24 protein-coding genes are annotated in these 26056 nt (G+C 68.9%); 6 read left to right on the top strand and 18 right to left on the bottom strand.

The features are described 5' to 3' along the window. Nucleotides 1-2: 2 nt before the first annotated feature. The 8 genes from Q2100_RS07510 to fadD5 all read right to left on the bottom strand — a co-directional run bounded on the left by Q2100_RS07510 (nucleotide 3) and on the right by fadD5 (nucleotide 10249). Nucleotides 3-1172: a virulence factor Mce family protein gene (locus tag Q2100_RS07510; RefSeq protein ID WP_302913508.1), complete on the bottom strand. Its 1170-nt coding sequence runs from the start codon at nucleotides 1170-1172 to the stop codon at nucleotides 3-5. Between the two features lie 15 nt (nucleotides 1173-1187). Beyond that, entirely contained in the window at nucleotides 1188-2834 is a 1647-nt protein-coding gene (locus tag Q2100_RS07505; protein WP_302913494.1) for a virulence factor Mce family protein, read from the bottom strand. Between the two features lie 14 nt (nucleotides 2835-2848). Next, entirely contained in the window at nucleotides 2849-4447 is a 1599-nt protein-coding gene (locus Q2100_RS07500; RefSeq protein ID WP_302913493.1) for a virulence factor Mce family protein, read from the bottom strand. Beyond that, entirely contained in the window at nucleotides 4444-5475 is a 1032-nt protein-coding gene (locus tag Q2100_RS07495; protein ID WP_302913492.1) for a virulence factor Mce family protein, read from the bottom strand. The genes Q2100_RS07500 and Q2100_RS07495 overlap by 4 nt, the downstream gene beginning before the upstream one ends. Further along, nucleotides 5472-6683 (bottom strand): MCE family protein, encoded by a 1212-nt coding sequence (locus Q2100_RS07490; protein WP_302913491.1) that lies wholly within the window; start codon nucleotides 6681-6683, stop codon nucleotides 5472-5474. Before Q2100_RS07490 ends, Q2100_RS07495 begins: the two co-directional genes overlap by 4 nt. Before the next feature lie 2 nt (nucleotides 6684-6685). Next, nucleotides 6686-7579 (bottom strand): MlaE family ABC transporter permease, encoded by an 894-nt coding sequence (locus Q2100_RS07485; RefSeq protein WP_302913490.1) that lies wholly within the window; start codon nucleotides 7577-7579, stop codon nucleotides 6686-6688. Nucleotide 7580: 1 nt separating this feature from the next. Further along, a complete protein-coding gene (locus Q2100_RS07480; protein WP_264014610.1) occupies nucleotides 7581-8381 on the bottom strand; it encodes an MlaE family ABC transporter permease in 801 nt (266 codons plus the stop codon). Between the two features lie 212 nt (nucleotides 8382-8593). Further along, the gene (fadD5, locus tag Q2100_RS07475; RefSeq protein WP_302913489.1) at nucleotides 8594-10249 is read right to left on the bottom strand and encodes a fatty-acid--CoA ligase FadD5; all 1656 of its coding nucleotides are present in this window, start codon (nucleotides 10247-10249) and stop codon (nucleotides 8594-8596) included. Nucleotides 10250-10372: 123 nt separating this feature from the next. Here fadD5 and Q2100_RS07470 point away from each other — a divergent pair, with 123 nt between their 5' ends. Beyond that, a complete protein-coding gene (locus tag Q2100_RS07470) occupies nucleotides 10373-11077 on the top strand; it encodes a GntR family transcriptional regulator (RefSeq protein ID WP_302913488.1) in 705 nt (234 codons plus the stop codon). A gap of 6 nt (nucleotides 11078-11083) precedes the next feature. Here Q2100_RS07470 and Q2100_RS07465 read toward each other — a convergent pair whose 3' ends face one another. Next, entirely contained in the window at nucleotides 11084-11521 is a 438-nt protein-coding gene (locus Q2100_RS07465; protein WP_264014614.1) for an SRPBCC family protein, read from the bottom strand. Between the two features lie 19 nt (nucleotides 11522-11540). Continuing rightward, entirely contained in the window at nucleotides 11541-11984 is a 444-nt protein-coding gene (locus tag Q2100_RS07460) for an acyl-CoA thioesterase (protein ID WP_302913487.1), read from the bottom strand. A 35-nt stretch (nucleotides 11985-12019) separates the two neighbouring features. On the opposite strand from Q2100_RS07460, the gene Q2100_RS07455 reads away from it, so the two are divergent. Then, entirely contained in the window at nucleotides 12020-13132 is a 1113-nt protein-coding gene (locus Q2100_RS07455) for an alcohol dehydrogenase catalytic domain-containing protein (protein ID WP_302913486.1), read from the top strand. On the opposite strand, the gene Q2100_RS07450 is transcribed toward Q2100_RS07455, so the two are convergent. Next, nucleotides 13119-14057, bottom strand: a complete 939-nt coding sequence (locus tag Q2100_RS07450) for a mechanosensitive ion channel family protein (protein ID WP_302913485.1) — start codon at nucleotides 14055-14057, stop codon at nucleotides 13119-13121. The two genes, Q2100_RS07455 and Q2100_RS07450, sit on opposite strands and share 14 nt — an antisense overlap. Nucleotides 14058-14182: 125 nt before the next feature. On the opposite strand from Q2100_RS07450, the gene Q2100_RS07445 reads away from it, so the two are divergent. Both Q2100_RS07445 and Q2100_RS07440 read left to right on the top strand, forming a co-directional pair. After that, complete coding sequence (locus tag Q2100_RS07445; RefSeq protein WP_302913484.1) at nucleotides 14183-15304, top strand: L-talarate/galactarate dehydratase; 1122 nt, start codon at nucleotides 14183-14185, stop codon at nucleotides 15302-15304. A gap of 7 nt (nucleotides 15305-15311) precedes the next feature. Next, nucleotides 15312-15995, top strand: a complete 684-nt coding sequence (locus Q2100_RS07440) for a FadR/GntR family transcriptional regulator (protein ID WP_264014619.1) — start codon at nucleotides 15312-15314, stop codon at nucleotides 15993-15995. Nucleotide 15996: 1 nt separating this feature from the next. On the opposite strand, the gene Q2100_RS07435 is transcribed toward Q2100_RS07440, so the two are convergent. From Q2100_RS07435 to Q2100_RS07425, 3 genes are read right to left on the bottom strand one after another with little or no spacing between them, the layout of a single operon-like run. Then, entirely contained in the window at nucleotides 15997-17520 is a 1524-nt protein-coding gene (locus tag Q2100_RS07435) for a tripartite tricarboxylate transporter permease (protein WP_302913483.1), read from the bottom strand. 15 nt (nucleotides 17521-17535) lie between these two features. After that, nucleotides 17536-18117 (bottom strand): tripartite tricarboxylate transporter TctB family protein, encoded by a 582-nt coding sequence (locus Q2100_RS07430; RefSeq protein ID WP_302913482.1) that lies wholly within the window; start codon nucleotides 18115-18117, stop codon nucleotides 17536-17538. Between the two features lie 3 nt (nucleotides 18118-18120). Continuing rightward, nucleotides 18121-19143 (bottom strand): tripartite tricarboxylate transporter substrate binding protein, encoded by a 1023-nt coding sequence (locus Q2100_RS07425; RefSeq protein WP_302913481.1) that lies wholly within the window; start codon nucleotides 19141-19143, stop codon nucleotides 18121-18123. Nucleotides 19144-19269: 126 nt separating this feature from the next. On the opposite strand from Q2100_RS07425, the gene Q2100_RS07420 reads away from it, so the two are divergent. Continuing rightward, complete coding sequence (locus Q2100_RS07420; protein ID WP_264014623.1) at nucleotides 19270-20208, top strand: LysR family transcriptional regulator; 939 nt, start codon at nucleotides 19270-19272, stop codon at nucleotides 20206-20208. A 22-nt stretch (nucleotides 20209-20230) separates the two neighbouring features. Here the strand turns inward: Q2100_RS07420 and Q2100_RS07415 are convergent, their stop codons facing one another. From Q2100_RS07415 to Q2100_RS07400, 4 genes are read right to left on the bottom strand one after another with little or no spacing between them, the layout of a single operon-like run. Continuing rightward, a complete protein-coding gene (locus Q2100_RS07415) occupies nucleotides 20231-21247 on the bottom strand; it encodes an amidohydrolase family protein (protein ID WP_302913480.1) in 1017 nt (338 codons plus the stop codon). Then, the gene (locus tag Q2100_RS07410; RefSeq protein WP_302913479.1) at nucleotides 21247-22236 is read right to left on the bottom strand and encodes an FAD binding domain-containing protein; all 990 of its coding nucleotides are present in this window, start codon (nucleotides 22234-22236) and stop codon (nucleotides 21247-21249) included. The genes Q2100_RS07415 and Q2100_RS07410 overlap by 1 nt, the downstream gene beginning before the upstream one ends. Further along, nucleotides 22233-22769, bottom strand: a complete 537-nt coding sequence (locus Q2100_RS07405) for a (2Fe-2S)-binding protein (RefSeq protein WP_302913478.1) — start codon at nucleotides 22767-22769, stop codon at nucleotides 22233-22235. Before Q2100_RS07405 ends, Q2100_RS07410 begins: the two co-directional genes overlap by 4 nt. Beyond that, on the bottom strand, nucleotides 22766-24964 hold the full coding sequence (locus Q2100_RS07400; protein ID WP_302913477.1) for a xanthine dehydrogenase family protein molybdopterin-binding subunit: 2199 nt from the start codon (nucleotides 24962-24964) through the stop codon (nucleotides 22766-22768). Before Q2100_RS07400 ends, Q2100_RS07405 begins: the two co-directional genes overlap by 4 nt. A 139-nt stretch (nucleotides 24965-25103) precedes the next feature. Here Q2100_RS07400 and Q2100_RS07395 point away from each other — a divergent pair, with 139 nt between their 5' ends. Continuing rightward, a complete protein-coding gene (locus Q2100_RS07395) occupies nucleotides 25104-26054 on the top strand; it encodes an alpha/beta hydrolase (protein ID WP_302913476.1) in 951 nt (316 codons plus the stop codon). Nucleotides 26055-26056 lie beyond the last annotated feature (2 nt).

The following is a 26056-nucleotide window of genomic DNA, read 5'->3' as shown; positions in this document are numbered from 1 at the left end:
GCTCACTCACCCCTTTCGACCAGTGGTCCGTTCGGCGCGTTGTGCGCGTTCGGCGTGAACCGCACATCCGGGATCATCGTCGCCGGGTCGCGGCCCCATGACTGCTCGAGTGCGCGCAGCATGCCCGATACACCCGTACCCGTGAGGAAGCCGTTGTCGACCGCCGACAGCGTCAGGTCGACCAGCAGCGACACGTTGATGTAGTCACCGCGCACCACCTTCGGAACGTTGTCGATGCTGAACGGCGCGGTGAGCATCAGCTTCAGCGCTCCGATCAGGTACGGAGCCGACTTGGCGAGCTGCTTGAGCGGCCGCTGCAGGTTGTTCAGGTTGGTGTTCAGCGGATCACTGGCCTGACCGAGGTACGTGTCGGCCGCGCTGCTGATCCGGCCGACCGCCTGCACGGCGTCGGCGAACAGGTCCCTGGTGTCCGCGAAGTGCTGGATAAGCGGCGGGAACTCGGTGAGCACCCGGTCCAGCGTCTCGTTGCGGCTCGCGACGATGTTCAACAGCCGGTTGGTCGAGTCGATCGCCCTCGTCAGGTCCTCGCGCTGCTGGTTCAGCTCGTCGGTGAACACGTCGAGCCGGTTGAGGAACTCACGGATCTGATCGCCGCGACCGGTCAACACATTGTTGATCTCGGTCTGGATCACCTCGAGGTTCGGGATACCGCCGCCGGTGAGGATGTTGCCGATGCTGGCCAGCACGCGCTCGGTGGTGGGGAACGCCGAGGCGTTGCGGAGCTCGATGGTGTCGCCGCTGCGCAGCTCACCCTGCGGGTCCTCCGGCGCTGCCAGCTCCACGTGCTGCGAACCCAGCAGGCTGGTCTGGCCGATCTTCGCCGTCGCGTTGCGTGGAAGCTTGACGTCGGACTGGACCTTCAGCGTCAGCGTCGCGACCCAGTTCTTCAGCTCGATCGCCTGCACGCTGCCGACGTAGACGTCGGCCACCCGGACGCGACTGTTCACGTTGAGCGCCAGGGTGTCCGGCATCTGCACGTAGATCGTCATGCTGTCCCCGCTGGAGCCGGGACCACTGGGCAGCGGCACATTGGCGATGCCCTTCCACGACCCGCAGGACGTGAGCATCACAGCCGCGACGGCCAGCGCAGCCGTGCGGAATGCGACGCGGCGGGCCGAAACGGACCGACCCGGGAATCGCATACTGCGCATCCTCATCGCTTTCACTTATCCACCTGCCTCGGCGGGTAGGGGCGGACCGGCCGGTGCGGCCGGGGCGGGGCCGGGTGCCGGTCCCGCTGCGGGACCCGACATCGGCGACGGACCACCCGGATCACCCGGGATCACACCCGGCGCGGGGGCCGGCGGCGGGCCTGGCTGCGGGTACCACGGCGGCGGCAGCGGCTGGTTCTCCTGGTAGGCGTTCGGCGGCCCCGGCAGCTTGCCGTTCGCGCCGACACCGAAGGCGGGCGGCGCGGTAGGCGGTGGAATGTCAGGCCCACCGAGCAGTGCGGCCAGTGAGTCCGGCGTCAGCATGTTCGCGGTGAAGGGCTGCACGTCGACACCCTGCATCCCGGGCGCCACGACCCAACCGGGCTCGTGGTTGCCGTGCGAGAACAAGGTGTCGCGGGAGAAGATGCCGGGCACCGTCGTGTCCTTGTAGCCGGGCGGCGGCTGCAGCCGCGGCTCGGAGTAGGCGACCATCTTCGGCAGCGTCATCGCCGTGTTCACCTGGTTCAGGCCGAACGGCGGGGAGTTGAACTTGATCGCGTCGAGGATCGGTGCGAGGTATTGCGCGCACAGCTCGGCCGACTCCTGGTAACCCAGGCGGCTGCCCGCCTGGATCGCACTGCAAATGAACTGCATGGGGTTGGCCATGTTGTTGATCACCGGCAGACCCACGATGCCGCCGTTGACCGGCGAGCTGATGTTGACGATGTTCGCGCCGAGGTTCGGGAGCACGTGCAGACCGGTCTCGAGCCCGTCGAGCGGCTCCGGCTGCAGGATCGCGTTCGTCGCCTCGGCGAGGTTGTTCACGTCATGGGTCAGCACCTCGGCGTTCTCGTCGAGGAAGCCGCGGGTGGTGGATAGCAGCTGGTTCAGGTCCTGCAGCGCGTTGGCCAGTTCCCTGTCGGTGTTGGTGAACGCGTTCGTGAACTGCGCCAGGTCGTCGTTGAGCGCGACGAACTGCTGGTCGCTCTGATAAAGCGCGTTCACGAACATGGCTAGGCTCTTGACAATGCTGAAGAAGTCGTCGCGCCCTTCGTTGAGTGTGGTCAGCGCCTCCGACAGGCTGTTGAGCGTGGTGTTGATCTGCTTGCCCTTGCCCGCGAGGCCGTCGGCGAAGGATTCGATGACCTCACCGAACGGGCCCTTCGGGTCCTCCTTCGATGGACCGAGGTCGGTCAGGATCTTGTCGAGCGAGTCACGCAGTTCGTCCCACTCGACGGGCACCTGCGTCCGGTTGAGCGGGATGACCGCCCCGTCCTCCATCACGTCACCCCCGGTGTAAGCCGGGGTGAGCTGGATGGTGCGTGACGCGACCAGGCTCGGGTTCAGGATCGAGGCCGACGCGTCCTTCGGCACCTTGTACTTCGACTCGTAGGTGAAGGTGACCTTCATCTTGTCGCCGTCGGGGTCGATCGAGTCGATCCTGCCGACCTGGACACCCATGATCTGGACCTTGTCGCCGGGATACAGCGCCAGGGTGTCGGTGAAGTAGGCGGTGACGGTGTTGGTGGTCAGCTTCTTGTAGAGCTGCCAGCCCACGAACGCGGCCACCAACGCCACGATCACCAGAAGCGTTCCGATGATGACCGTGGCTCGGGACATCGCCGGCAACTTCATGTTGCGGATGTTGAAGATCGTCGACATCTGTCAGGCCCCCGTCATTCTTGTGCTCCGGGCGGGAGGAAGGGCGGGTTACCGGGCAGCGGCGCCGTGTTGACGGGCGGCAACTGCTGGCCGGGTCCCGGCGGTGGCGGCGGACCGTTCAGCGCAGGAGGCAGCGGCGACGTGCCGTCACCCTGCAGCGAACCGGGCGCGATGTACGGGTCGGCCGGACCAGTCGTCGGCGGGGCCAAGCGGGCTCCGGGCGGACCGGGCGCGAAGGGGCCTGGCGGTTCACCCGGGACCCCCGGCGAGAACTGACCGGGGAAGGCAGCGCCCGGCACCCCCGGCGCCGGAGCGGGGCCGTTCGGGTTCGGGTCCGACGTCGCCACGTTCGGCGGTCCGTAATTCGGGCCGTACGGGTTGTCCCCGAACGGTCCGACCGTCAGATCGGCACACGGCAGCGGGTTGCCCGGCGTGGGCAGGCCGTCGGCCGGCGGCGTGTACGAGCACGGGCTGCCCTTGACCACTGCGGGTCCAGGGAACTCCGGGGTGCCCTGCAGCGTCGCGGGCGCCGGCGGTGGAGCGCCGTTGTCCTGACGCTGGCCGTTCGGGTCCGGGAACTGGTAGGCGGGCAGGCCGGCGTCGCGCCAGAACTTCTGCGGATCGATGCCGCGCTTCTGGAAGGCGGCGTCCACCCACGGCTGCAGGATCCAGAACGGGGCCAGGTTGACCAGCATCACCTTGAAGTACGGACCGGACGCGAAGCCCTCGGCCAGCGATGCGGTGAACTTGCTCAGTGTGGTCAGCACGTCGACCAGGTCGAACTTGCGCTCCACCAGGATGTCGCTGATGGTGCGGAGCTGCTCGAGCACCTTGTTCAGGTTCGGGTTGTCGTCGATGAAGCCCTTCACCTGCTCGGAGAACGCCGACACCCGCTCCAGCAGCATGCTGACGGCGTACTGGCGCTCGTTGATCGCCCCCAGCAACGTCTGCGCGTTCACCAGCAGCTGGTTGACCTGCTCGCTGCGCGATCCGAGCACGCCGGCGATCTTGTTGGCGTTGGCCAGCAGTTCCTTGAGCTGGTCGTCGCGCTTGCCGAGGGTGTCGGAGAACCGGGCCACCCCGTCGAGTGCGGCACTCAGGTGCGGGTAGGTCTGGTCGATCGTCTCCGACAGCACGTTCAGCGACCGCTTCACCGTGTCGGTGTCCCAGCCGGACGCCGCCTTCGTGACGTCGAAGAACGCGTCGTACACCTGGTACGGCGTGGTGGTCTGTCCGAGCGGGAGGACGCCGTTGACCTGTAGCGCCTTCGAGCCGCGGGGAATGATCTCCAGGTTCTTGCGGCCCAGGATGGTGTCGGTGCGGATGGCGGCGCGGCTGTCGCTGCCGATCTCCACGCCGCCGAGGGTGTAGCCGATGCGGATCTTGTCGCCGTCGATCTCGGTCCTTTTGACCTCGCCGACGTCCACGCCGGCGATGCGGACCTTGTCACCGGGGGTCAGACCCGCGGTGTCGGTGAACTGCGCGTAGTACACCGGCTGCGCGAAGAGCATCGGCACGCTGGCGAAGCTCTGCCCGACCCCGATGACCAGGACCAGGATGACCATGCCCATCAGGCCGTTGCGGACCCGGTTGCTTCCTTCGAGCGTCCTCATTGCGGCGTGCACCTACCCGACGGCTGCGACCAGACCTTGACCGTGCGCACCGGGCCACCGGGCTGCAGGCCGTTGAGCTTGAGGGTCACGTCGCACGCATAGAAGTTGAAGAAGTCGCCGTAGACGCCGCCCGCGCGGCCGAGGATCTTCAACGCGTTCGGCAGCCGGACCAGGATGTCATTGAGCTGCTCCTTGTCATCGATCAGCGGCTGCTGGGTGGCCTCGAGATAACCGACGGTGTCCTGCAGCAGCGGCCGGTTGTCGGCCAGCAGGTCGGCGACCGTGCCCGCGGCGTCGCTGATGTCGCCGACCGACGTGGCGATCGGATCGGCGCGGTTCTTCAGGCCGGTAATGAGCTTCTCGAAGTTCACCAGCGTCTCGTCGAACTGCTTCTGGTGCTTGACCGTGGTGTCGAGGACCGTGTTGAGGTTTCGGATGACCTCGCCGATCGCCTGGTCGCGGTCGGCCAGCGCCGACGTCAGAGACGCCGTCTGGTCGAGGATGTCGTTGATGGTGCCGCCCTGTCCCTGGAAGATCGTGATGATCGATTGGGCGATGTTGTTGACCTTGTCCGGGTCGAGCGCCCGGAACAGCGGCCGGAATCCGCCGACCAGCGCGTCGAGGTCCAGTGCCGGTTCAGTCCGCTCGATCGGGATCGTGCCGCCCGACGGCATCCGCCGGTCGCTGTCGCCGCGCTTGAGCTCCAGGTACCGGTCACCGATCAGGTTTAGGTAGCGGACCGAGGCGGTGGAACCCTCGAACAGCGGCAGCGAGCGGTCGACGGCGAAGGCCACCTCGACGCGGCTGCCCTCGTCGATGATCTTGACGTCCTTGACCTTGCCGACCTCGACGCCGGAGGCCCGGACGAACTGGCCGGGGCGCAGGCCGCTGGCGTTGGAGAAGATCGCCGTGTATCCCGAGGTGCGGTCGAACCGCATCTGCCCGAACACCACGATGATGATCGCGGTGAACAGCAGCAGCACCAGGGAGAAGGCGCCCAGCTTGATGGCGGTACCGGTGATTTTCATGGGTTGATCGTGTTCTCCCCGATCTGGCGTCCCCAGACGTACTCGATGGCGATGGGCTGGCCGAGCTCAATGTGGTTGTAGGGAGCGATGGAGGCACCGGTGTCCATCACCAGGTACGGCGCGGGCCACAGGTCGCGGGTGACCGGCTGCCAGCAGCCCGGCCTGCCCTCGGGGCCGCCCTTGGCGTTCACCCGCGGCAGGTTGTCCGGGTACACGTAGGGGTTGCCGGCGCCGAGCACCTCGGAGTGGGTCTGCAGGGAGTAGCCGTTGCCGCCGAGCGAGGCGGCGATCTTCGGCTCGACGTCGTGGAAGTTGCGGATGGTGCAGAACAGCGCCGGGCTGTACTCGTCGAGGATCTCGCTCGTCGGGACCAGGTCCTCCGCGCCGCGCACCAGGTACGGGCCGCCGCGCTCGAAGACCTCGCCGCCGGTGTTGCCGAACCCGACCGCGGCCATCAGCGCCGCATCGAGGTTGCCGCGCTCTTGATTGAGCGTGCGCGCGGTGGTCACCGCGTTCTCCAGCCCGTCGAACAGGTCGGGCGACGCGTCGGCGTACACCTCACCCAGGTCGGCCAACCCTCGGACGTCGCGCCGGATCTCGGGCATCTGCGGGTTGATCTCGGCCAGGATCTCGTTGCCGTTGATCACCGACTCACCGAAGCGGTCGCCGAGCCCTTGGAGCGCCTCGGCCGCCGCGGTCAGCGTCTGGTTCAGCTTGATCGGGTCGACCTGCTGGGCGACGTCGACCACGGTCTCGAACAGCGTGTTGAACTCGGTGGTCACCTTCGTCACGTCGATCACGTCGGAGCTGCTGATCCGCTGCTTCGACGGATTCTCCGGCGTCGAGAACGACACGTACTTGTTGCCGAACACGGTGGTCGCGGAGATGTCGGCGTTGACGTTCTGCGGGATCAGGTCGATGTACTTGGGCTCGACCTCGAGCAGGATCTTGGCGCGGGGTTCCTCGCCGACGCTCTCGGCCTCGACCTCGGCGACCCGGCCGATCTCGACGCCGTTGTAGGTCACCTTGTTACCGGGGTCGAGGTTGAGGCCGGCGCGCGAGGACATCATGGTGAGCTGCTCGCGGGGGGCGAAGTCACCGCGGAACTGGAACCAGACCAGCGTGACCACCACCGCGGCGATCAGCACCAGCACCAGGCCGGCGAGCTTGTACGGCGGTGTCTTGGGCGTGTTGATGGGAGCGGTCATGGCTACACCGTCAGGTTGAAGTTCGGGTCGGTGCCGTACAGCGCCAACGAAGCAAACAGGACCACCAGCACGATCGCGATCAGGGAGGCCCGCATGGACCGGCCGACCGCCTCTCCGACGCCCACCGGGCCGCCGCTGGCGAAGTAGCCGTAGTAGCAGTGGTTCAGCATGACGATCACCGAGATGATGATCGCCTGCACGAACGACCACATCACGTCGTCCGGCCGCAGGAAGGTGCGGAAGTAGTGCTCGTAGGTGCCGGTCGACTGGCCGTAGAACAACGTCGTGGTGATCTGCGCGGACAGGAAGCTCATGATGATCGCCATCGCGTACAGCGGGATGATCACCACGAAGCCGGCCATGATCCGGGTGGACACCAGGTAGGAGATGGACTTGATGCCCATCACCTCGAGGGCGTCGATCTCCTCGGCGATGCGCATGGCGCCCAGTTCGGCGGTGGCGCCCGCGCCCACGGTCGCGGCCAGTGCCTGGCCGGACACCACGGGTGCGGCGATGCGGACGTTGACCAGTGCGGCGAAGAACCCGGTGAACGCCTCGACGCCGATGTTGCCGAGCGACGCGAAACCCTGGATGGCGATCAGCGAGCCGCCGGACAGGGTCACGAAACCGACGATCGCCACCGTTCCGCCGATCACGGCCATCGCGCCGGTGCCCATGCCGATCTCGGCGATCAGGCGCAGCATCTCCTTGCGGTAGAACCGCAGCGCGTGACCGATGGAGCCGACCGAGGTGACGACGAACCACGCGACGTGCCCGATGCTGTCGAGTCCGCGCGCCGGTGCGCTGGCGATCTTCTCGGCCCGGGCGACGCCCCGCGGGAAGCGCTGCCGCAGAACGGTTCCGGTCTCCGAATGTCCCTGAGTCTTGGTGGCCATGTCAGCGCCCCGTTCCAAAACGCACGCCGATGGTGGTCATCACGACGTTGACGGCGAAGAGGGCGATCACGCAGAGCACCAGCGTCTCGTTGACGGCCGTGCCCACGCCCTTGGCGCCGCCGGACACCGTGAGTCCGCGGTAGCAGCCCACCAGACCGGCGATCAGGCCGAAGGTAAGCGCCTTGACGATCGAGATGAGCACCTCGGGCAGTCCGGTGACCAGCGTCAGCGTCGACACGTAGGCGCCCGCCGAGATGTTCTGGATGTACACGCCGAAGATGAAGCCGCCCACCAGGCCGATGGTGATGACGGCGCCGTTGAGCAGGAACGCCACGAAGGTCGAGGCGAGCACCCGGGGCACGACGAGCCGGTGGATCGGGTCGATGCCGAGGACCTCGAGGGCGTCGATCTCCTCGCGGATGGTGCGGGCGCCGATGTCGGCGCAGATGGCCGTGGAACCCGCGCCCGCGACCACCAGCACGGTCACCAGCGGCCCGAGCTGCGTGACGGCGCCGAGCGCGGCGCCGGCACCCGAGATGTCCGCGGCGCCGAACTCGGCCAGCAGGATGTTCAGCGTGAAGATGATGAGCACGGTCAGCGGGATGGCGACCGCGATGGTGGGCAGGAACGCCACCCGCATCAGGAACCAGCCCTGCAGGACGAACTCGCGTCCCTGGAACGGCGTCTTGAAGGTTGCCCGGGCGGTGAGCACGCACATGCGGACGAAGCCGCCGACCGCTTCCAGAACCGGCCTGGCCTGGTCACGTACGTAACCCGTCAGACTGCCGGAACTGGCCGTCACCAGTGCACTCCCACGACGGAACCCGCTTCGTCATGGCGCAACGGCAATTCCTGTCGCACGCCCCCTCCTTGTCCCGTCCCCGCACGTGTGACGTCGATCTCCCTACCCAACGGTAGTAAGCAAGACCACCGGACTGTACCCGATGAATTCCTGGTCGCGGACCGCATCGGCCGGATTGAGCCTTCAACTGTTAGCAAACGCATCACCTTTGGCTAGCTCTCTCCAGAGGCGGCAGAAACTGTTGTCGCAGAAGAACTTTCGCCCGCGTCAGTAGATTGCTGGCCGGCGAACCGGGCGCGCAGTTCTGTCTTGAGCACTTTGCCGGCGGGGTTGCGAGGGAGCGCGTCGACGATCTCCAGGGCCTTCGGGTGCTTGTAACGCGCCAGCCGTTCGGTGAGGAAACCGTCGAGATCCGCGAGCGTGGGACCCTGCTCGGTCACCGCCGCCCCGACCGCCACGATGGCCACCGGCACCTCACCCCACTTCTCGTGTGCCCGCCCGATCACGGCCACCTCGGCGATGGCGGGGTGGGCGGCGAGCGCGTTCTCCACCTCGGCGCAGTAGATGTTCTCGCCGCCGGAGATGATCATGTCCTTCTTGCGGTCGACCACCCAGATGTAGCCCTCGTCGTCCTGGCGCACGAGATCGCCGGAGTGGAACCAGCCGCCCTCGAACGCCTCGGCGGTGGCCTTCGGGTTGTTCCAGTAGCCGGCCATCAGGGTCGGCGCGCGGTAGACGATCTCACCCACCTGCCCGGTCGGGACGTCGTTCATGTCCTCGTCGACCACGCGGGCGGCGACGGTGGGGATCACCTTGCCGACCGAACCGAGCTTGCGCAGCGCGTCCTGCGCCAGCAGCATGCACGTCACCGGCGACATCTCGGTCTGACCGAAAGCCGCGTAGATCTGGGTGCCCGGGAACATCTCTGACATGTCGCGCAGGAGAGTATCCGACGCCGGGGCGGCTCCCCAGGACAGCACCCGCAGCTTCACCGTCCGTGGCCTGGACCGCTGTTCGGCGCACACCGCCTGCCACTGGGCGGGCACCAGGAAGATGGACGTGACCTTCTCCGCCGCGAGCACGTCGAGCAGCGCGCCGGGATCGAAGGCGCCCAGCGGGTAGATCACGGTCGGCAGGCCGAGCAGCAGGCCGCTGCTCATGTTTCCCACCCCGGCGATGTGGAACAGCGGGACACCGATGAAGCCGACGTCGTTGTTGATGTCCGGGCTGACCGTGAAGAGGTTGGTCATCGCCTGGCCGGTGATGTTGTTGTGGGTCAGCACCGCGCCCTTCGGCCTGCCCGTGGTGCCCGAGGTGTACATGATCAGGGCGGGTGAATCGTTGGGGATGTCGACCGGCGCAGGCGGATCACCGGCGTCGTCGAGCAGGTCGTCGTAGCCGAGCACGGTGTCGGCGTCGGTGCTGCCGCCCGCCACGATCACCGTCGTCAGTGTCGGGTCGAGGTCGCGCACCGCGGTGGCGACCGGAGCGAGCACCGATTCGGTGACGACGACGCGGGCCTGGCAGTCGCCGACCAGGAACGCGATCTCGGGCGGCGTCATCCGGAAGTTGACCGGCACGGCGATCGCGCCGAGCTTGTTGGCCGCGAGCACCGACTCCATGAACTCGGTGCGGTTGAGCATCAGCACCAGCACCCGGTCGCCGAACCCGATGCCGCGGCGGCCGAGTGCGCCCGCGAGTGCGGTCACCCGCCGATCGAGCTCACTCCACGTCGTCGTGTGACCGAGGAACCGCAGCGCGGTCCCCTCCGGCTGCATGGCCGCATGCCGGGAGAGCTGGTTGACCCAGTTCTGCCGGCGGGCCAGATAGGGCTGCTCGGTGAGGGCGGGATGGTCGAGCTGGTTCAACGGCGGTGCTCCGGGGATCGTGGGTTGCGCACGGCTGATATTTGATCAAACATGGTGTAGCCCCGGTCACACTATGGCCTCGGTGGCTCGGGGACAACCCCATGCCAGACGGACACTCCCGCCATGGAGACCGACGTGAACGCACCTGCGACACCCCGGCTCGCGCCGACGCGACGGGTCCGCCGCGAACAACTCTCCGACGAGGTGGCCGCCCACCTGCGGTACGCGATCATGTCCGGTTCGCTGCGTCCTGGCGTGTTCATCCGGCTCGACGAGACGGCCGCTTCGCTGGGCGTCAGCATCACCCCGGTGCGCGAGGCGCTGCGGACGTTGCGGGGTGAGGGCATGGTGCAGCTGGAACCGCACCGCGGCCACGTGGTCGTCCCGCTCAGCCGTGCCGACGTCGAAGACATCTTCTGGCTGCAGTCCACGATCGCCAAGGAACTCGCGGCGAGTGCGGCGGCGCGCATCACCGACGCGCAGATCGACGAGCTGGACAGGCTCAACGACGCGCTGGCCTCGGCGGTCGACGAGCGCGAGCCCGAGCGGGTGGCGCAGGCCGTCTTCGACTTCCACCGGACGCTCAACCGGTCGACCGGACGGATCAAGCTGGCGTGGTTCCTGCTTCATGCGGCCCGCAATCTGCCGCCGCTGTTCTACGCCAACGACCCGCAGTGGGGCGAGCGGGCGGTGGCCAACCACCGGGCGGTGACCGCGGCGCTGCGCCGGCGCGACGCCGAGACCGTCGTGCGCCTGACCGACGCGCAGTTCACCGACGGCGCCCGGCGGCTGATGGCGCGGCTTGAGGAGATCGGGCTGTGGAGCTGAGCTGAGTCAGGCCGAGAGCTGCTCGGCGCGCGCCTTGAGGTTGTCGGCGAGGTAGTCGATGGTGTCGCCGATCGCCTTCTTCACCATCGGCTTCGGGATGGCGAGCTTGGTCTCCACGTCGAGGTCGACGGTGAGCAGCGACGTCGGCCCCATCGGCACCACGGAGAACTTCTGCTCCTGCTTGTCGAAGTGGTCGCCCTGCTGCAGCATCGTGAAGATCTCGTTCTCGCCGGGGTAGTAGACGGCGGTGATGAACGTGCCCGCCTGGCCCTGCACCTCGACGTCGAGGCGGAGCTGGCTCGGCCGCCCGTCGTCGTAGCGGGCCAGGATCCAGCAGCCCTTGATCTCGGGATTCCACTCGGGGTACTTCTCGAAGTCGCGGACGATCCCCAGGATCGCCTCAGCGGGGGCCGACACCTCGACGGTCTTGCTCACCAGCGGCATCGGGCGAGCATAGCGAGCGTCAGTCCGACGGCACGCGAGCAGTTTCGAGCAGATCCCGGATCGGATCGGGGATCGGGATCGGGCGGCGTGCCTCGCGGTCGACGTAGACGTGCACCCAGTGCCCGACGGCCGCGACCGGCACGTCGCCGCCCGCCGCGGGGAACAGCGAGAGCCGGTAGGTGACGCTGCTGGTGCCGATCCTCGTGACGGCCAGGCCGACGGTCAGCGGGTCGGGGAACTTGAGCTCCGCGAAGTACTGGCAGCCCGACTCGGCGACCACGCCCAGCCACGGCGCCTCGAGCGGATCGACCCCGATCGTGGTGGTGATCCACGCGTTGATCGCGGTGTCGAACAGCGCGTAGTACACCGCGTTGTTGAGGTGGCCGAACATGTCGTTGTCGGTCCAGCGGGTCAGCACCGGCCAGTGCACCGGGAAGTCGCGACTGGTGAGGTCGGTCGGCATGGGTAGCAGTCTCGCAGTCGGGCAGTCTGGTGGACATGACAGTGCGCATCCGCGGCGCGGTGCTCGAGGAGATCGGGCGTCCGAGGCCCTACACCGAGTCGACCCCACTGACCATCAGCGACCTCGACCTCGCGCCGCCGGGCCCCGACGAGCTGCTCATCGGCATCGAGGCCGCCGGGCTCTGCCACTCCGACCTGTCCGTGGTCGACGGGAACCGGGTGCGACCGGTGCCGATGCTGCTCGGTCACGAGGCGGCCGGTGTGGTGGAGCAGGTCGGTCCCGGCGGCTCGGACCTCGCCGTCGGCCAGCGGGTGGTGATGACGTTCCTGCCTCGCTGCGGACACTGCCCAGCCTGCGCGACCGACGGCCTCACCCCGTGCGAGCCGGGCAGCGCCGCCAACGCCGCGGGCACGCTGATGCACGGTGACATCCGGCTGAGCCGCGACGGCCGGCCGGTGCACCACCATCTCGGTGTCTCCGGCTTCGCCACCCACGCCGTCGTCGACCGGCACTCGGTGGTCCCCGTCGATGCCGACGTCCCGCCGGTCGTCGCGTCGCTGCTGGGCTGCGCCGTGCTCACCGGCGGCGGCGCCGTGCTGAACGTGGGACGGCCGCAGCCCGGCCAGACCGTCGCCGTGGTCGGCCTCGGCGGAGTGGGCATGGCCGCGGTGATCACCGCACTGGCCCACGACGACGTCCGCGTGGTCGGCATCGACCAACTCGACGACAAGCTGGACCGGGCCCGCGCAATGGGAATCCACGAGGCCTACACCCCTGAGCAGGCCGCCGAGCAGAACCTCAAGGCGACGGTGGTGGTCGAGGCGGTCGGCCACCCCGCTGCGCTGGAGACCGCGGTCGCGCTGACCGCGCCGGGCGGCCGCACCGTGACCGTCGGCCTGCCGCGGCCAGACGCGCGGATCACGTTGTCGCCGTTGGGGTTCGTCGCCGAGGGCAGGTCGCTCATCGGCAGCTACCTGGGTTCGGCGGTGCCCGCCCGCGACATCCCGGTGTTCGTCGACCTGTGGCGTTCGGGGCGGCTGCCGGTGGAGTCACTGGTGTCGTCCACCATCACCCTCGACGAGATCAACTCCGGCATGGACCGTCTCGCCGAGGGCGAAGCGGTGCGTCAGGTGATCAGTTTCGGCTAGCGCCCGCGCCGACCGGCGCCTTCGTCGCGATGCCCTCGCGGCGGAGTGCGTCCACGATCAGTGAGCGCAGCCTGCGGCTCACCTCGAACTGCTTGCCCGGCAGCGTGCGCGCCACCATCTGCAGGTTGACGGTGTCGAGTTCCATGCTCTCGACGCCCATCAGCGCGGGCTCGTCGAGCAGCAGGTCCGGGAGGCCGTCGTCCTTCATCGCGGCGCCCGAGACGTTGCGGAGCACCTCGTTGACGTGGTTGAGGTCCGCCGACGCCGGCACCGGGACGTCGACGACCGCGCGCGCCCAGTCCTTGGACAGGTTCAGCGCCTTGACGATCTGACCGTTGGGCACGGTGTACATCTCGCCGTCGGCTGTGCGCAGCTTCGTCACCCGCAGGGTGACGTCCTCGACCGTGCCCTGCGCGGTCCCGCCGCCGTTCACGGTGAGCTCCACCAGATCACCGAAGCCGTACTGCTTCTCGGTGATGACGAAGAAGCCGGAGAGGAGGTCCTGGACGATGCGCTGGGCGCCGAAACCGAGCGCCGCGCCGAGCACCGCGGCCGGCGCCACCAGCGATCCGACCGGAAGGCCCATCTGGTTGGCGATGTCGACCGCGACCATCACGTAGAGCACGGCGATCGCCACCGACGAGATCACCGAGGCGAGCGCCTGCCGGTGTTTGACGCTCTCCGAGCGCACCACGGCGTCGCTGTCGTCGATCCGGCTCAACCGGTTGCTGATCCGCTTTGCGACGTAGCGGATGACCCGGGTTGCGATCACCACGAACACCAGGACCAGCAGGATGTGCAGGCCCTTAGTGGCCAGCCAGTGGCCGAGGCTGTTCTGCCAGAAGCCGTGCCAGTGGTCGCCGAACGCCGCGAGGTTGCGGATGTCCGGGGTGTCGATGTCTGAGATGTCGATGTCTGAAGTCATCGCCCGGAAGCCTTCCCTCTGCCCGCGGGGGGCCAAACACCGCGACGCGGACCTGTTACCCGGCCCACACAACATGTATGATGAGTTGGCAACTCGTCATATGTCTACGCCTCCAGGAGTTCCTGATGTCCGACCGCATCCGCCACCTCACGCTCTCCCACGTCGTCCTGCCGCTCGACAACCCGGTCAGCGACGCCAAGGTGCTCACCGGGCGGCAGAAGCCGCTCACCGAGACCGTGCTGCTGTTCGTCGAGGTCGTCACCGAGGACGGCCACGAGGGCATGGGATTCAGCTATTCGAAGCGGGCGGGCGGCCGGGCGCAGTACGCCCACCTGGCCGAGATCGCCGACACCGCGCTCGGCCAGGACCCGTCCGACATCGACCGCATCTACCAGTCGCTGCTGTGGGCGGGCGCGTCGGTGGGCCGCTCGGGCGTCGCCACCCAGGCGATCGCGGCGCTCGACGTCGCGCTGTGGGACCTCAAGGCGCGCCGGGCCGGCCTGCCGCTGGCCAAGCTGCTCGGTGCGCACCGCGATTCCTGCCGGGTGTACAACACCTCCGGCGGCTTCCTGCAGGCCTCGGTCGACGAGATCAAGGAGAAGGCCACCGCGTCGCTCGAATCGGGCATCGGCGGCATCAAGATCAAGGTCGGTCAGCCCGACTGGCAGACCGACCTCGACCGGGTGGCCACCATGCGCGAACACCTCGGTGACGCCCCGCTGATGGTGGACGCCAACCAGCAGTGGGACCGGGCCCGCGCCCGCCGGATGTGCCGTGAGCTCGAGCGCTTCGACCTGATCTGGATCGAGGAGCCGCTGGACGCCTGGGACGCCGTCGGTCACGCCGACCTCAGCCACACCTTCGACACCCCGATCGCCACCGGCGAGATGCTCACCTCGGTGCCCGAGCACCTGGCGCTGCTCGACGCCGGGTACCGCGGCATCGTGCAGCCCGACGCCCCTCGGATCGGCGGCATCACGCCGTTCCTGCGCTTCGCGACGCTGGCCTCCCAGGCCGGGCTGGCCCTGGCGCCGCACTACGCGATGGAGATCCACCTGCACCTGGCCGCGGCGTACCCCACCGAGCCGTGGGTCGAGCACTTCGAATGGCTCAACCCGCTGTTCGACGAGCGCATCGAGATCCGCGACGGCCGGATGTGGCTGCCGGAGCGGCCCGGCCTCGGCTTCACCCTGAGCGACCGGATGCGGGCGCTGACCAAGGAGTCCGCGTCGTTCGGTACGCGATGATCTATCCGTGACGACGACATTGGCGGCCGGGGTGGTCGCCGGGCTGAAGGACAAGATCTTCACCGGCGCCCTCCTGCCCGGCCACAAGCTGCCCTCCGAAGCCGAGCTGATCGAGGAGTTCGGGGTGTCGCGCACGGTGGTTCGTGAGGCCGTCACCCGGCTGCGTGCCGAGGGTCTGGTCGAAACATTCCAGGGCCGTGGGTCGTTCGTGCTCGCCGTGCCCGAGCCCACGTCGTTCACCGTCGAGTCCGCAGCACTGCGCACCCACCGCGACGTGCTCGACATGGTGGACTTCCGGCTCGGCGTGGAGTCCGAGACGGCCGCACTGGCCGCCGCCCGCATCGACGACGCAGGCCGCGAGACCATCCGGTCGGCGCTGGCGGCCTTCGTCGCGGCTGCGCCCGAGGACGCCGTCGAGGCCGACTTCCGCTTCCACCGGGCCGTCGCGGCGGTCAGCGCGAACCGCTTCTGCCTGGAACTGCTCGACTCACTGGGCCCGATGATGATCATGCTGCCGCGCACCCGGCTCGGCGCCGAGTACTCGATCACCGACGCCGGCCATGCCGCGCGGGTGCAGCGCGAGCACGACGACATCGCGGCCGCGGTGCTGGCCGGCGAACCCGACACCGCCCGCGCCGCGATGCGGCTGCACCTGGGCAACACCCGAAGGCGGCTGGCCGCCGGACGGTAGCTCAGACGCCCACTTTGTCTGCGGGATGCGCGGATTCGACCTTGGCCTTCCGCGCCGACATCAGGTGCCGGATCACGGGCAGCGCGATCAGCAGGATGAAGATGGCCAGGATCACCCCGGAGATGGGCCGGGTGAAGAAGCCCGTCGCGTCGCCGCCGAAGATGAGCAGCGAACGGCGCGTGCTGGATTCGATGATGGATCCGAGCACGAACGCCAGCACCATCGGGCCTGGATCGAAGCCGGCCTTCTTCATCAGGTAGCCGATCACGCCGAAGGCCACCATCAGGTAGATGTCGAAGACCGAGTTGTTGATCGTGTAGACGCCGAGGATGGTGATGAGCGCGGTGATCGGCGCCAGGATCGCCGGGCGCACCCGCAGGATCCGCACGAAGAGCCCGACCAGCGGGATCGACAGGATCAACAGCAGGATGTTGCCGATGTACATCGAGTTGATGACGCCCCAGAACACGTCGGGGTGCTCGGTGACGAGCTGCGGGCCGGGCGAGACGCCGAGGATCAGCAAGGCGCCGAACAGCATCGCCATCGTCGCGTTGGCCGGCAGACCGATGGTCAGCAGTGGGATGAACGACGACGTCGCCGCCGCGTTGTTCGCGGTCTCGGGTGCGGCCACGCCTTCGATCGCGCCGCGACCGAACCGCTCGGGGGTCTTGGAGCGGCGCTTCTCCGTGGCATAGGCCACGATCGAGGACAACACCGCACCGCCGCCGGGCAGCACGCCCAGCACGAAGCCGATGATCGACCCGCGGCCGATGGCACCCGAGGACTGCTTGAGCTCCGCTTTCGACGGCCAGACGTTGCCGACCTTGGTCGGTGGCTGCACCTTGCGGTGACGTTGCTCGAGGTTGTAGAGGATCTCGCCGACACCGAACAGGCCCATGGCGACCACCACGAAGTCGATGCCGTCGGCGAGCTGCAGGCTGTCGAACGTGAAACGACTTGCGCCGCTGAAGCTGTCACGGCCGACGGTGGCCAGCAGCAGGCCGATCGTGCCCGCGATCAGTGCCTTGAGCTTGTTGCCGCTGCCGATCGTCGCGACGAGCAGGACGCCGAGCAGGGCGAGCGCCGCGTACTCCGGCGGCCCGAAATCCAGCGCGACGCTGGCGACCACCGGGGCCAGCAGGGTCAGGCCGACGATCGAGATGGTCGCGCCGACAAAGGATCCGATGGCCGCGATGCCCAGCGCGGTGCCTGCCTTGCCCTGTTTCGCCAGCGCGAACCCGTCGAACACGGTGACCACCGAGGACGCCTCACCGGGCAGCCGGAGCAGCACCGAGGTGATGGTGCCGCCGTACTGGGCGCCGTAGTAGATGCCGGCCAGCATGATGATCGCCGACACCGGGTCGATGGTGTAGGTGATCGGCAGCAGGATGGCGATCGTCGCCGCGGGGCCAAGGCCCGGCAGCACGCCGATGATCATCCCGATCAGCACGCCCGCCAGGCAGTACAGCAGGTTCTTCGGCTCGACGACGAGGGCGAACCCGTCGAGAAACGCGGTGAAGTCCATGGATTCGGTCGATTCTCAGAAGTTGATCAGGTGCGGCAACGGAATTCGCAGCCCGTAGAGGAACAGGAAGTAGAAGACGGTCACCGTCACCACACTGATCACCACGGTGTTGCGCCAGCTCTCCCCGCCGAGGAAGCGCAGCCAGATGACCGAAAGCACCAGCGCGGGGATCTCGAAGCCGGTGAGCGGCAACAGCAGACCGAACGCGACGAAGGTGACGATGCCCGCCACCGGCAGCCAGCTGCTGCGGGTGAACGCCTCGCTGTCGCCGAGGCCGCGGCCCACCACGAGCAGGATCGCCGACAGCACCGCGATCACGATGCTGACGAGGAACGGCCACAGGCCCGGACCCGGCTCGGCCGGCGATCCGAGTCCGTACCCCCAGGCCAGCACAGCACCGCCGACCCCGATCGCGATCCCGACCAGTGCGCCGACGGTCTGGTAGAGCGGACCGCCCTGCGGCGGGCGGTCCTCCTCCAGCTCGTGGGCGACCTCGGCCTCGATCTCGGCGAGGATGTCGCGGGTGTGCGGGTGATCGGGGTGCGGCGCCTCGACGGCGCCGCCGTCCTCGGCCGGTCCCTTGGCGGTGGAGTTCACGGGCTAGCCCTCGTTGCGGAGATTGATGTCGTACTGCTCGACCAGGTCGGCGTAGCGCTGCTGATCCTCCTTGAGCTGGGCGAGCACCTCGTCACCGGAGAGCTCCATCGGAGTCAGGCTGTTCTGCTTGTTGAAGTCCTTGTAGGCCTCGGTCTCGAAGGTGGCCTTCATGCCTTCGACGAGCTTGTCGCGGACGTCCTGCGGCGTCTCCTTGGGCACCGTCATGAACCGGTACTGCGTCACCTCGACGTCGAGGCCCTGCTCCTTGGCGGTCGGCACCTCGGGCAGGTACTCGATCCGGTCGGGCCCGAACACCGCCAGCGGGGTCAGCTTGCCGGACTGGATGTTCTCGATCGCCTCGCCGACCTGGATGCTCGCCACGTCGACCTGGTTGCCGAGCACCGCGGCCAGCGCCGGGGCGCCGCCGTCGAAGGGGACGGCCTGGGCATTGACGTTGGAGGTCTTGAACAGCAGCGCGGCCGACAGCTGGGCGCCGGTGCCGACGCCGGTGGTGCCGTAGCGGATGGTCTTGGTGGCCCGCTTGATGTCGTCGAGGTTGCGCAGGCCGCTCTGCGGGTTGGTGACCAGGACGTAGTCGTCGCGCGAGACGCCCTGCACGACGTCGAAGTCGTCGATCTTGGTGACCTCGTCGGGCGCCACCGCGAGCGGGGTGATGGTGAACAGCGAGGCGTTCTGGATGGCGATCTTCGAGCCGTCCGGCGTGGCCTTGGCGACCTCGGCGGCCGCGAGCGCGCCGTTGGCGCCCTCCCGGTTGATGACGGGGAAGGACGCGCCGAGGTCGTCGGACAGGCCCTTGGAGATGGCGCGGCTGATCAGGTCGCTGGAGCCGCCGGCCGAGGCGCCGACGTACATCTCGACGGTGCCCGACGGCCAGGAGTCCCCGGATCCACCGCCGGTCGAACTCTGCACACCGCTGCACGCGGTGAGCAGCAGGCCGGCGGCGGCGGTGACGGCCACACCGGCGCGGCGGGCGCGGCGGGTGCGGGAAGCGGTGGTGAGCGGCATGGCTATCACTCCTGTGTGATCTGTGGTCGACGCCGACGGTGAGTGTGGTCGCCGTCACGTACAAGGTAGAAACAATCAGTGATACCTGTCCAACGCCTTTCTGGCATCGTTTGATACTTTGCGTGCATGACAGTGACGTTGGACCAGGTCCGCTGCTTCATTGCGGTGGCTGAGGAGCTGCATTTCGGTCGCGCGGCGGACCGGCTGGCGATGACGCAGCCCCCGCTGAGCCGGCAGATCCAGAAACTCGAGCGCGCCGTCGGCGCGGGCCTGCTCGACCGGGACAACCGCCGGGTGCTGCTCACCCCGGCGGGCGCCGCGTTCCTGGAGGACTGCTACCGGATGCTCAACACGCTCGACGCGGCGACCGCGCACGCGCAGCGGGTGGAGCGCGGTTCGGCGGGCACGCTGCACCTCGGCTTCACCGCGGTGTCGGCGATCGCCATCCTCGGCCCGCTGCTCAACCTGCTGGGCAGCGAGCTGCCCGACATCGAGGTGGTGCTGCACGAGCGGGTGACCGGCGCCCAGGTCGACGGCATCCGCCGCGGTGAACTCGACCTGGGGCTGGCGCGGCCGCCGTTCGACACCGCGCTGCTCGCCTCACAGATCGTGGCGCGCGAACCGCTGCGCGCGGTGGTCCCCGTCGGCCATCCCCTCGCCGCGATCACGCGGCCACTGGAACCGCAGGACTTCGACGGCCTGCCGGTGATCAGCTACCACCCCATCCAGGCGCGCTACTTCCACGAGCTGACCGTGCGGTTCCTGTTCAACGGCCACCCCCGCATCACGCAGCGGGTGCAGCAGATCCTCACGGCGGTGCTGCTGGTGGCCGCGGGCGAGGGGGTGGCGCTCGTGCCGGCCAGCGCCACCGCGCTGAAGGTCGACGGCGTGGTCTACCGGGCGCTCACCGACGTATTCGGCGGTCACCCCGACAGCGATCCGGCCCGGCCGGTGGAACTGCACGCGATCTACCCGCGGCAGGGCCTGACGCCGCTGCTGCGGGAGGTGCTGCGGCTGGTGGCGCGCTCGGCCGAGCATCTCGACGAGTTGTTCGGCGCGCACTAGAACCAGCGACGGGAGCCTTGCGTCAGCCGGCGGCCAGTCCGAGCACCCGCTCGGCGTTGCCCGAGGCGATCTTGCGGAGGTCGGCCACCGCGACCGGTGCGGTCCGGAGCAGTTCGGCGCCCGCGGTGTTCGCACGGTAGGGGTAGTCCACCGAGTACAGCACCCGGTCGACGCCCATGACGTCGAGCGCACACCGCAGCGGCGGCGGGGTGAAGTAACCGCTCGTCGTCACCACGAAGTGGTCGAGGAAGTACTCCGCCACCGGCCGCTGCAGACCGGTGACCGCCGGGGACAACCCGTCCTGCGCACGGATCAACGAGAACGGCAGGTTCTCGCCCATGTGGCCGACGATGAAGCGGAGCCCGGGAAAGCGGTCGAAGACGCCGGCCAGGATCAGCCGCAGGCAGTGCATGCCCAGCTCCGCATGCCATCCCCACGCCGCCGTCGACAGGAAGTAGGCGCTGCGTTCGGGGAGCCCGCCGAAGTAGGCCTGCTGGACGGCGGGCGGCGGCGGTGTCGGGTGCAGGTACAGCGGCACGTCGAGGTGTTGCGCGGCTTCGAAGATCGGGGTGAAGCGCGGGTCGTCGAGGAAGGCGCCGCCCTCGGTGCCGTTCAGGAAACCGCCCACGCAGGCGAGTTCGCGCACGCCACGCTCCAATTCGGTCGCCGCGGCGTCCGCGTCCTTGAGCGCGAGGCTCGCGAACATGGCCAGCCGCCCGGGGTGGCGCCGGGTCGCGGCGAACGCCGCGTCGTTGGCGTCGCGGACCAGCGCGGTCGCATCCGCAGGCGCCAGCGACTCCTGCCCGCCCGCGGCCAGCGACATGACCTGCAGGTCGACTCCCCCGGCGTCCATCGCGCTAAACCGGCCGTCGTCCAGGTCGAGCAGCCGGCCCTCCAGCACGTCGGACCGCGCGACGTCCGGGGTGAACGCCGCAGTGGCAGCAAGGAACTCGGGCGTCGTGAAGTGCTCCTCGAGGGTGATCACGCGAAGCTCGGTGTGTCCGTCGCCGACGGGTGAGGCGGGTATCCGCAGCGTCATCAGGCGCGCACCCCGGCGGCGAGGGTCAGCGCCCTGACCACGCTGTGCCGCCCCAGGTCGACCTTGAACGCGTTCTGCGTCAGCGGCTGCGCGCCGTCCATCGCGACCGCGGCGGCGGCGTGGAACGCCTCGTCGCCGGGCGGATGCCCGATCAGACTCTGCTCGGCCGCGTGCAGCCGCCACGGTGTGGCGGCCACCGCACCGAGCGCGAGCGCGGCCGCGGTGATCACACCGTCGGTGACGTGCAGTCCGGCCGCCACGGACACCAGCGCGAACGCGTAGCTGTGCCGGTCGCGCACCTTCAGATACCAGGAGTGGTCGGCGAAGTCCGAGGGCGGCAGTTCGATACCGAGGATGAGTTCGCCCGGCAGTAGCACGTTGTCGACGTCCGGTGTGCTGCCCGGCAGGGCGAAGAAGCCGTCGAGCGGAATGGAGCGCCTGCCCTGCGGGGACTGGACGTGCACCGTTGCATCGAGGATCGCCAGTGCGACGGCCATGTCCGACGGATGGATCGCGACGCAGTGGTCGCTCGCGCCGAAGATGGCGTGCTCGCGGTGGAAGCCGTGCCGTGCGGCGCATCCGCTGCCGGGATCGCGCTTGTTGCACGACGTGAACGTCGTCTGCATGAAATACGGACACCGGGTGCGCTGCAACAGGTTCCCACCCGCGGTCGCCATGTTGCGCAGCTGTGTGGTGGCGCCGCTGAGGATCGCATGGGACAGCACCGGATAGCGGGTGCGGATCAGGGGATGGTTGGCGATCGCGCTGTTGGTCACGCCCGCGTCGATGAACACTCCGCCCCCGGCGGTGGGGGCGATCGTCGTCAGGCCGAGCCGCCGCAGATCGACCAGCGAGTCCGGTTCCTCGACCCCGCCCTTCATCAGGTCCAGCAGATTGGTGCCGCCGGCGAGGTACTTCGCGCCCGGCGCCGCACCGGCGGCGAGGGCGTCGTCGACGCTTGCGGCGTGCCGGAACGCGAAGGTCCTCATGCGGTCTCCCGCGCGACGGCTTCGATGGCGGCGACGATGTTGGCGTAGGCGCCGCACCGGCAGATGTTGCCCGCCATACGTTCCCGGATCTCCTCGGTGGTCAGTGGCAGCCGGCCGTTGACGACGTCGTCGCGGCTGCACTCGAAGGACGCGGTGCTCAGATCGCCGCGGGCGTGCTCGGCGAGCATCGCGTGTGCCGACGAGATCTGCCCGGGAGTGCAGTAGCCGCACTGGAATCCGTCGCAGTTCAGGAAGGACCGCTGAAGCGGATGCGGCTCCTCCCCGTCGGCGATGCCCTCGATGGTGAGGACGTCCGAGCCGTCGATCGACGCGGCGAGGGTCAGGCAGCTCAGCACCCGCTCACCGTCGACGGCCACGGTGCACGCGCCGCAGAGCCCGTGGTCGCAGCCCTTCTTGGTGCCGGTCATGTGCAGGCGCTCGCGGAGCAGGTCGAGCAGCGTGGTGCGGACGTCGGCTGCGACCCGGTGGTGCTTGCCGTTGATGCGGAGTTCCACCGCATGGTCGGTGCTCATCGCGTCTCCTGGGCGGTGGGAGGTGAATAGGGCGTCATCAGGTCCTCGAGGGTGATCGGCAGGTCGCGCAGCCGCTTCCCGGTGGCGTGGGAGACGGCGCCCGCGATCGCGGCCGGGACCCCGCAGGTACCGATCTCGCCGATCCCGCGCACCCCGATCGGGTCGAGCCCGAAGTCGGTGCTGTCGACGAACGAGATGTCGAACTCGGGCCGGTCGGCATGCGTGGGCAGGTAGTACTCGCCGATCATCTGCGCGGTGTCGGCGTCGTAGGGCACCTTTTCGAGCAGCGCCATGCCGAGGCCGAATGTGATGCCGCCCATCACCTGGTTGCGCGCGAGCTTCGGATTGAGCACGCGGCCGCAGTCCATCACCGCGACCCACCGGGTGACGGTCGCGCGGCCGATCTGCTCGTCGACCTCCACCTCGCAGAAGTGGGCGCCGAATGACTGGAAGGCGCTGCCGCTCTGGTCACCGGCGTCGCTGTCGGCGGTGAAGCTGAGCTGATCGGCGAGCCCGCTCAGGTCGACGCCCGCCGGGTCGGCGTGCGCGCCGGCGAGTTCGCCGAGCCGCCGTTTCCACTCGGTGGCCGCCGCATGGACGGCCGATCCGACCGTCGCGGTGGTCTGCGAGGCGCCGCTGTACGGGGCGGCGGGAAAGTCGGAGTCGCCGGAGTCGAAGGCGACCCGCGACAGTGGAAGCCCGGTGACGTCGGCAGCCACCTGCGTCATGACGGTCCGCACCCCGTTGCCGACTTCGTGTGTGGCCGAGGCGAACCGGACGGTCCCATCCACGGCGGTGACCACCCGGCAGCCCGCAGGCATGCGCCGGCCCGGATACGTCGCCGTCGCCATCCCCCAGCCGACCTGAACACCGTTGCGTCTCAGCGCCCGCGGCGTGAGGGGCCGTCCGTCCCAGCCGAAGCGCCGCGCGCCGATGCGGTAGCAGTCGAGGAGGTGCTTGCCCGACCAGGGCTTGCCGCTCGCCTGGTCGTCGGCCGCGTGGTTGCGTATCCGCATCTCCAGCGGATCGATCTCCAGCCGGTGGGCGAGTTCGTCGATCGCCGACTCGAGGGCGAACAGGCCGGGCGCCTCACCCGGGCCGCGCATGAAGCACGGGGTCGGTGCGTTGACCCGGGCGGTGCGGTGCGACACCTCGAGGTGGGGCGAGGAGTAGAGAAACCGGGTCGACAATCCGGCGGGCTCGCAGAAGTGCGCGACGGTGGACGTCTCGGTCAGCGTGTGGTGTTCGGTGCCGAGGAGGTGGCCCTCGCCGTCGGCGACGAGGACGAGGTCCTGGACGGTGCGGGGCCGGTGCCCGGTGGAGGAGAACATCTGATCGCGCGTCAGGACCAGCTTGACCGGCCGCCCCACCTCGCGGGCGGCGACCGCACACAGGACCACGTGCATCCACAGGAAGCTCTTGGACCCGAACGCGCCGCCGACCAGCGGGGATAGCACCCGCACCCGCTCCTCGGGGATGCCGAGGTAGGCCGCCAGTGCCGTCCGCTCGCCGGCGATCCACCGCGTGCTGTCGTGCACCGTCAGCTGATCTCCGGACCAGGATGCGACGGTGGCGGACAACTCGATCGGGTAGTGGGCATTGAGCGGCGTCGTGTATCGGGACGCCACCCGGTGGGCGCCGTCGGCCGGCGGCTCGCCGCGGCGGTCCTGCAGCTTCTCCTCCGAGAGCTTCACGAAGTGGTCGGGCCGGTAGCTCCCGTGCCGGACGGGGCCGTCCTGCCCGTCCGGTGCGGGTGGGACGTCGCGGGCGTCCAGTTGGGCAGGCAACCGCTCGTAGTCGAGATCGAACAGCGCTGCCGCGGCGGTGGCGTTCTCGAGCGTGTCGGCCACGACCAGCGCCATGTGCTGCCCGACGTGCTGCACGGTCAGGTCCGAAAGCGGTGGACGCCGCTCCAGCGGCAGGTCCCAGGACAGTTCCTCGGGCACCGTTCCCAGCTCCGGGCAGTTCAGCGGTGTCAGGACGTGCAGCACCCCCTGGGCCGCCGACGCGCGGTCGGCGCTCGCGCGCATCGATTCCCCGGTGACCCGGCCGTGCGGGATCTCCGACTGGACGAGCACGGCGTGCACCTGCCCCGGCAGCGCGACGTCGGCGGTGTAAAGCGCTGCGCCGGTGACCTTCTCGCCGCCTTCGACGCGATTGACCGACCGGTCCGTCCGATCCACGGTCGCCGTCATGTCGTCATGGTCCTTTCGCAGGGTGCGCCTCCAGCGTGCATGCCGTGGCGGTGCGCCGTCATCAGTCGGATGACTGATGGGCGCGGCGGGCGAACCACGCACACTGGTGACGAGTCCGAGAGCCAGGGGGAGGACGGACGTGACGGCGAACCCGCACCGCCTGAGCCTCGACCGCACCGTCGCGCGGTTCCTGGAGTCGGTCGAAGGCCGGATCACCACCACGAACCGCGATGTCCGCCTCGCGGGTCGCTTCGCGGGCCTCGGCGTCGACGAGCAGGTGAGCATTGTCGACGCCGGCGAGTTCGGATCGATCCGCACGTGCATCGTCCGGCCCGCAGGCAGCACGGCGGCACTGCCGACGGTGGTCTACCTGCACGGGGGCGGCTGGACGGCGGAGGGGCTCTACTCCCACGAGCGGCTGATCGCGGGACTGGCACTGGGTTCGGGTGTGGCGGTGGTCGTCCCGGAGTACTGCGTCGTAATGCCGGCGTGCCACCCGGCTGCCGTCGAGCAGGCCTACGCGACGGCCCGCTGGGTGGCCTCGGACGGCCCCCGGTGGCGGCTCGATCCCTCCCGCATCGCCGTCGTTGGTGACTCCTCGGGCGGCAACGCCGCGATCGGTGCGGTACTGCTCTCCCTGCGCCGCAGAGAGTTCCGCATCTCACAGCTGGTCGCGTTGACACCCATCACCGACACCGCGTGCGACGCGGGATCCTGCCTGCTGTTCGCCGAAGGGTACTTCCTGCGCCGCGAGGACCTCCGCGTGCGGCGCGCGCAGTACCTGCCCCGCGGACAGCACGCCGATCCGACGGTCGCCCCGCTGCGCGCAGATCGTTCGGAGCTGGCGAGATTCCCTGCGTCCCTGATCATCACCGCCGAAGCCGACGTGGTGCGCGACCAGGGCGAGGCGTTCGCCGCCCGGCTGCGCGAGGCGGGTGCGGCGACGACGGCCGTGCGGTACGAGGGCACCGTCCACGGTTTCGCCGTACTCGACGCGCTGCGTGACACCAGCGCGTCCCGCGCCGCGCTGGCCCAGGCCGTTCACGCACTGCGGAACTCGCTCGGCGCGGGGCCACGCACGCCGCTGTGAGG

The organism is Mycolicibacterium arseniciresistens, from assembly GCF_030519285.1.
Classification (GTDB): domain Bacteria; phylum Actinomycetota; class Actinomycetes; order Mycobacteriales; family Mycobacteriaceae; genus Mycobacterium; species Mycobacterium arseniciresistens.
Note: the sequence above shows the minus strand (reverse complement) of the source record. Positions and strands in the feature narration are given on the sequence as shown.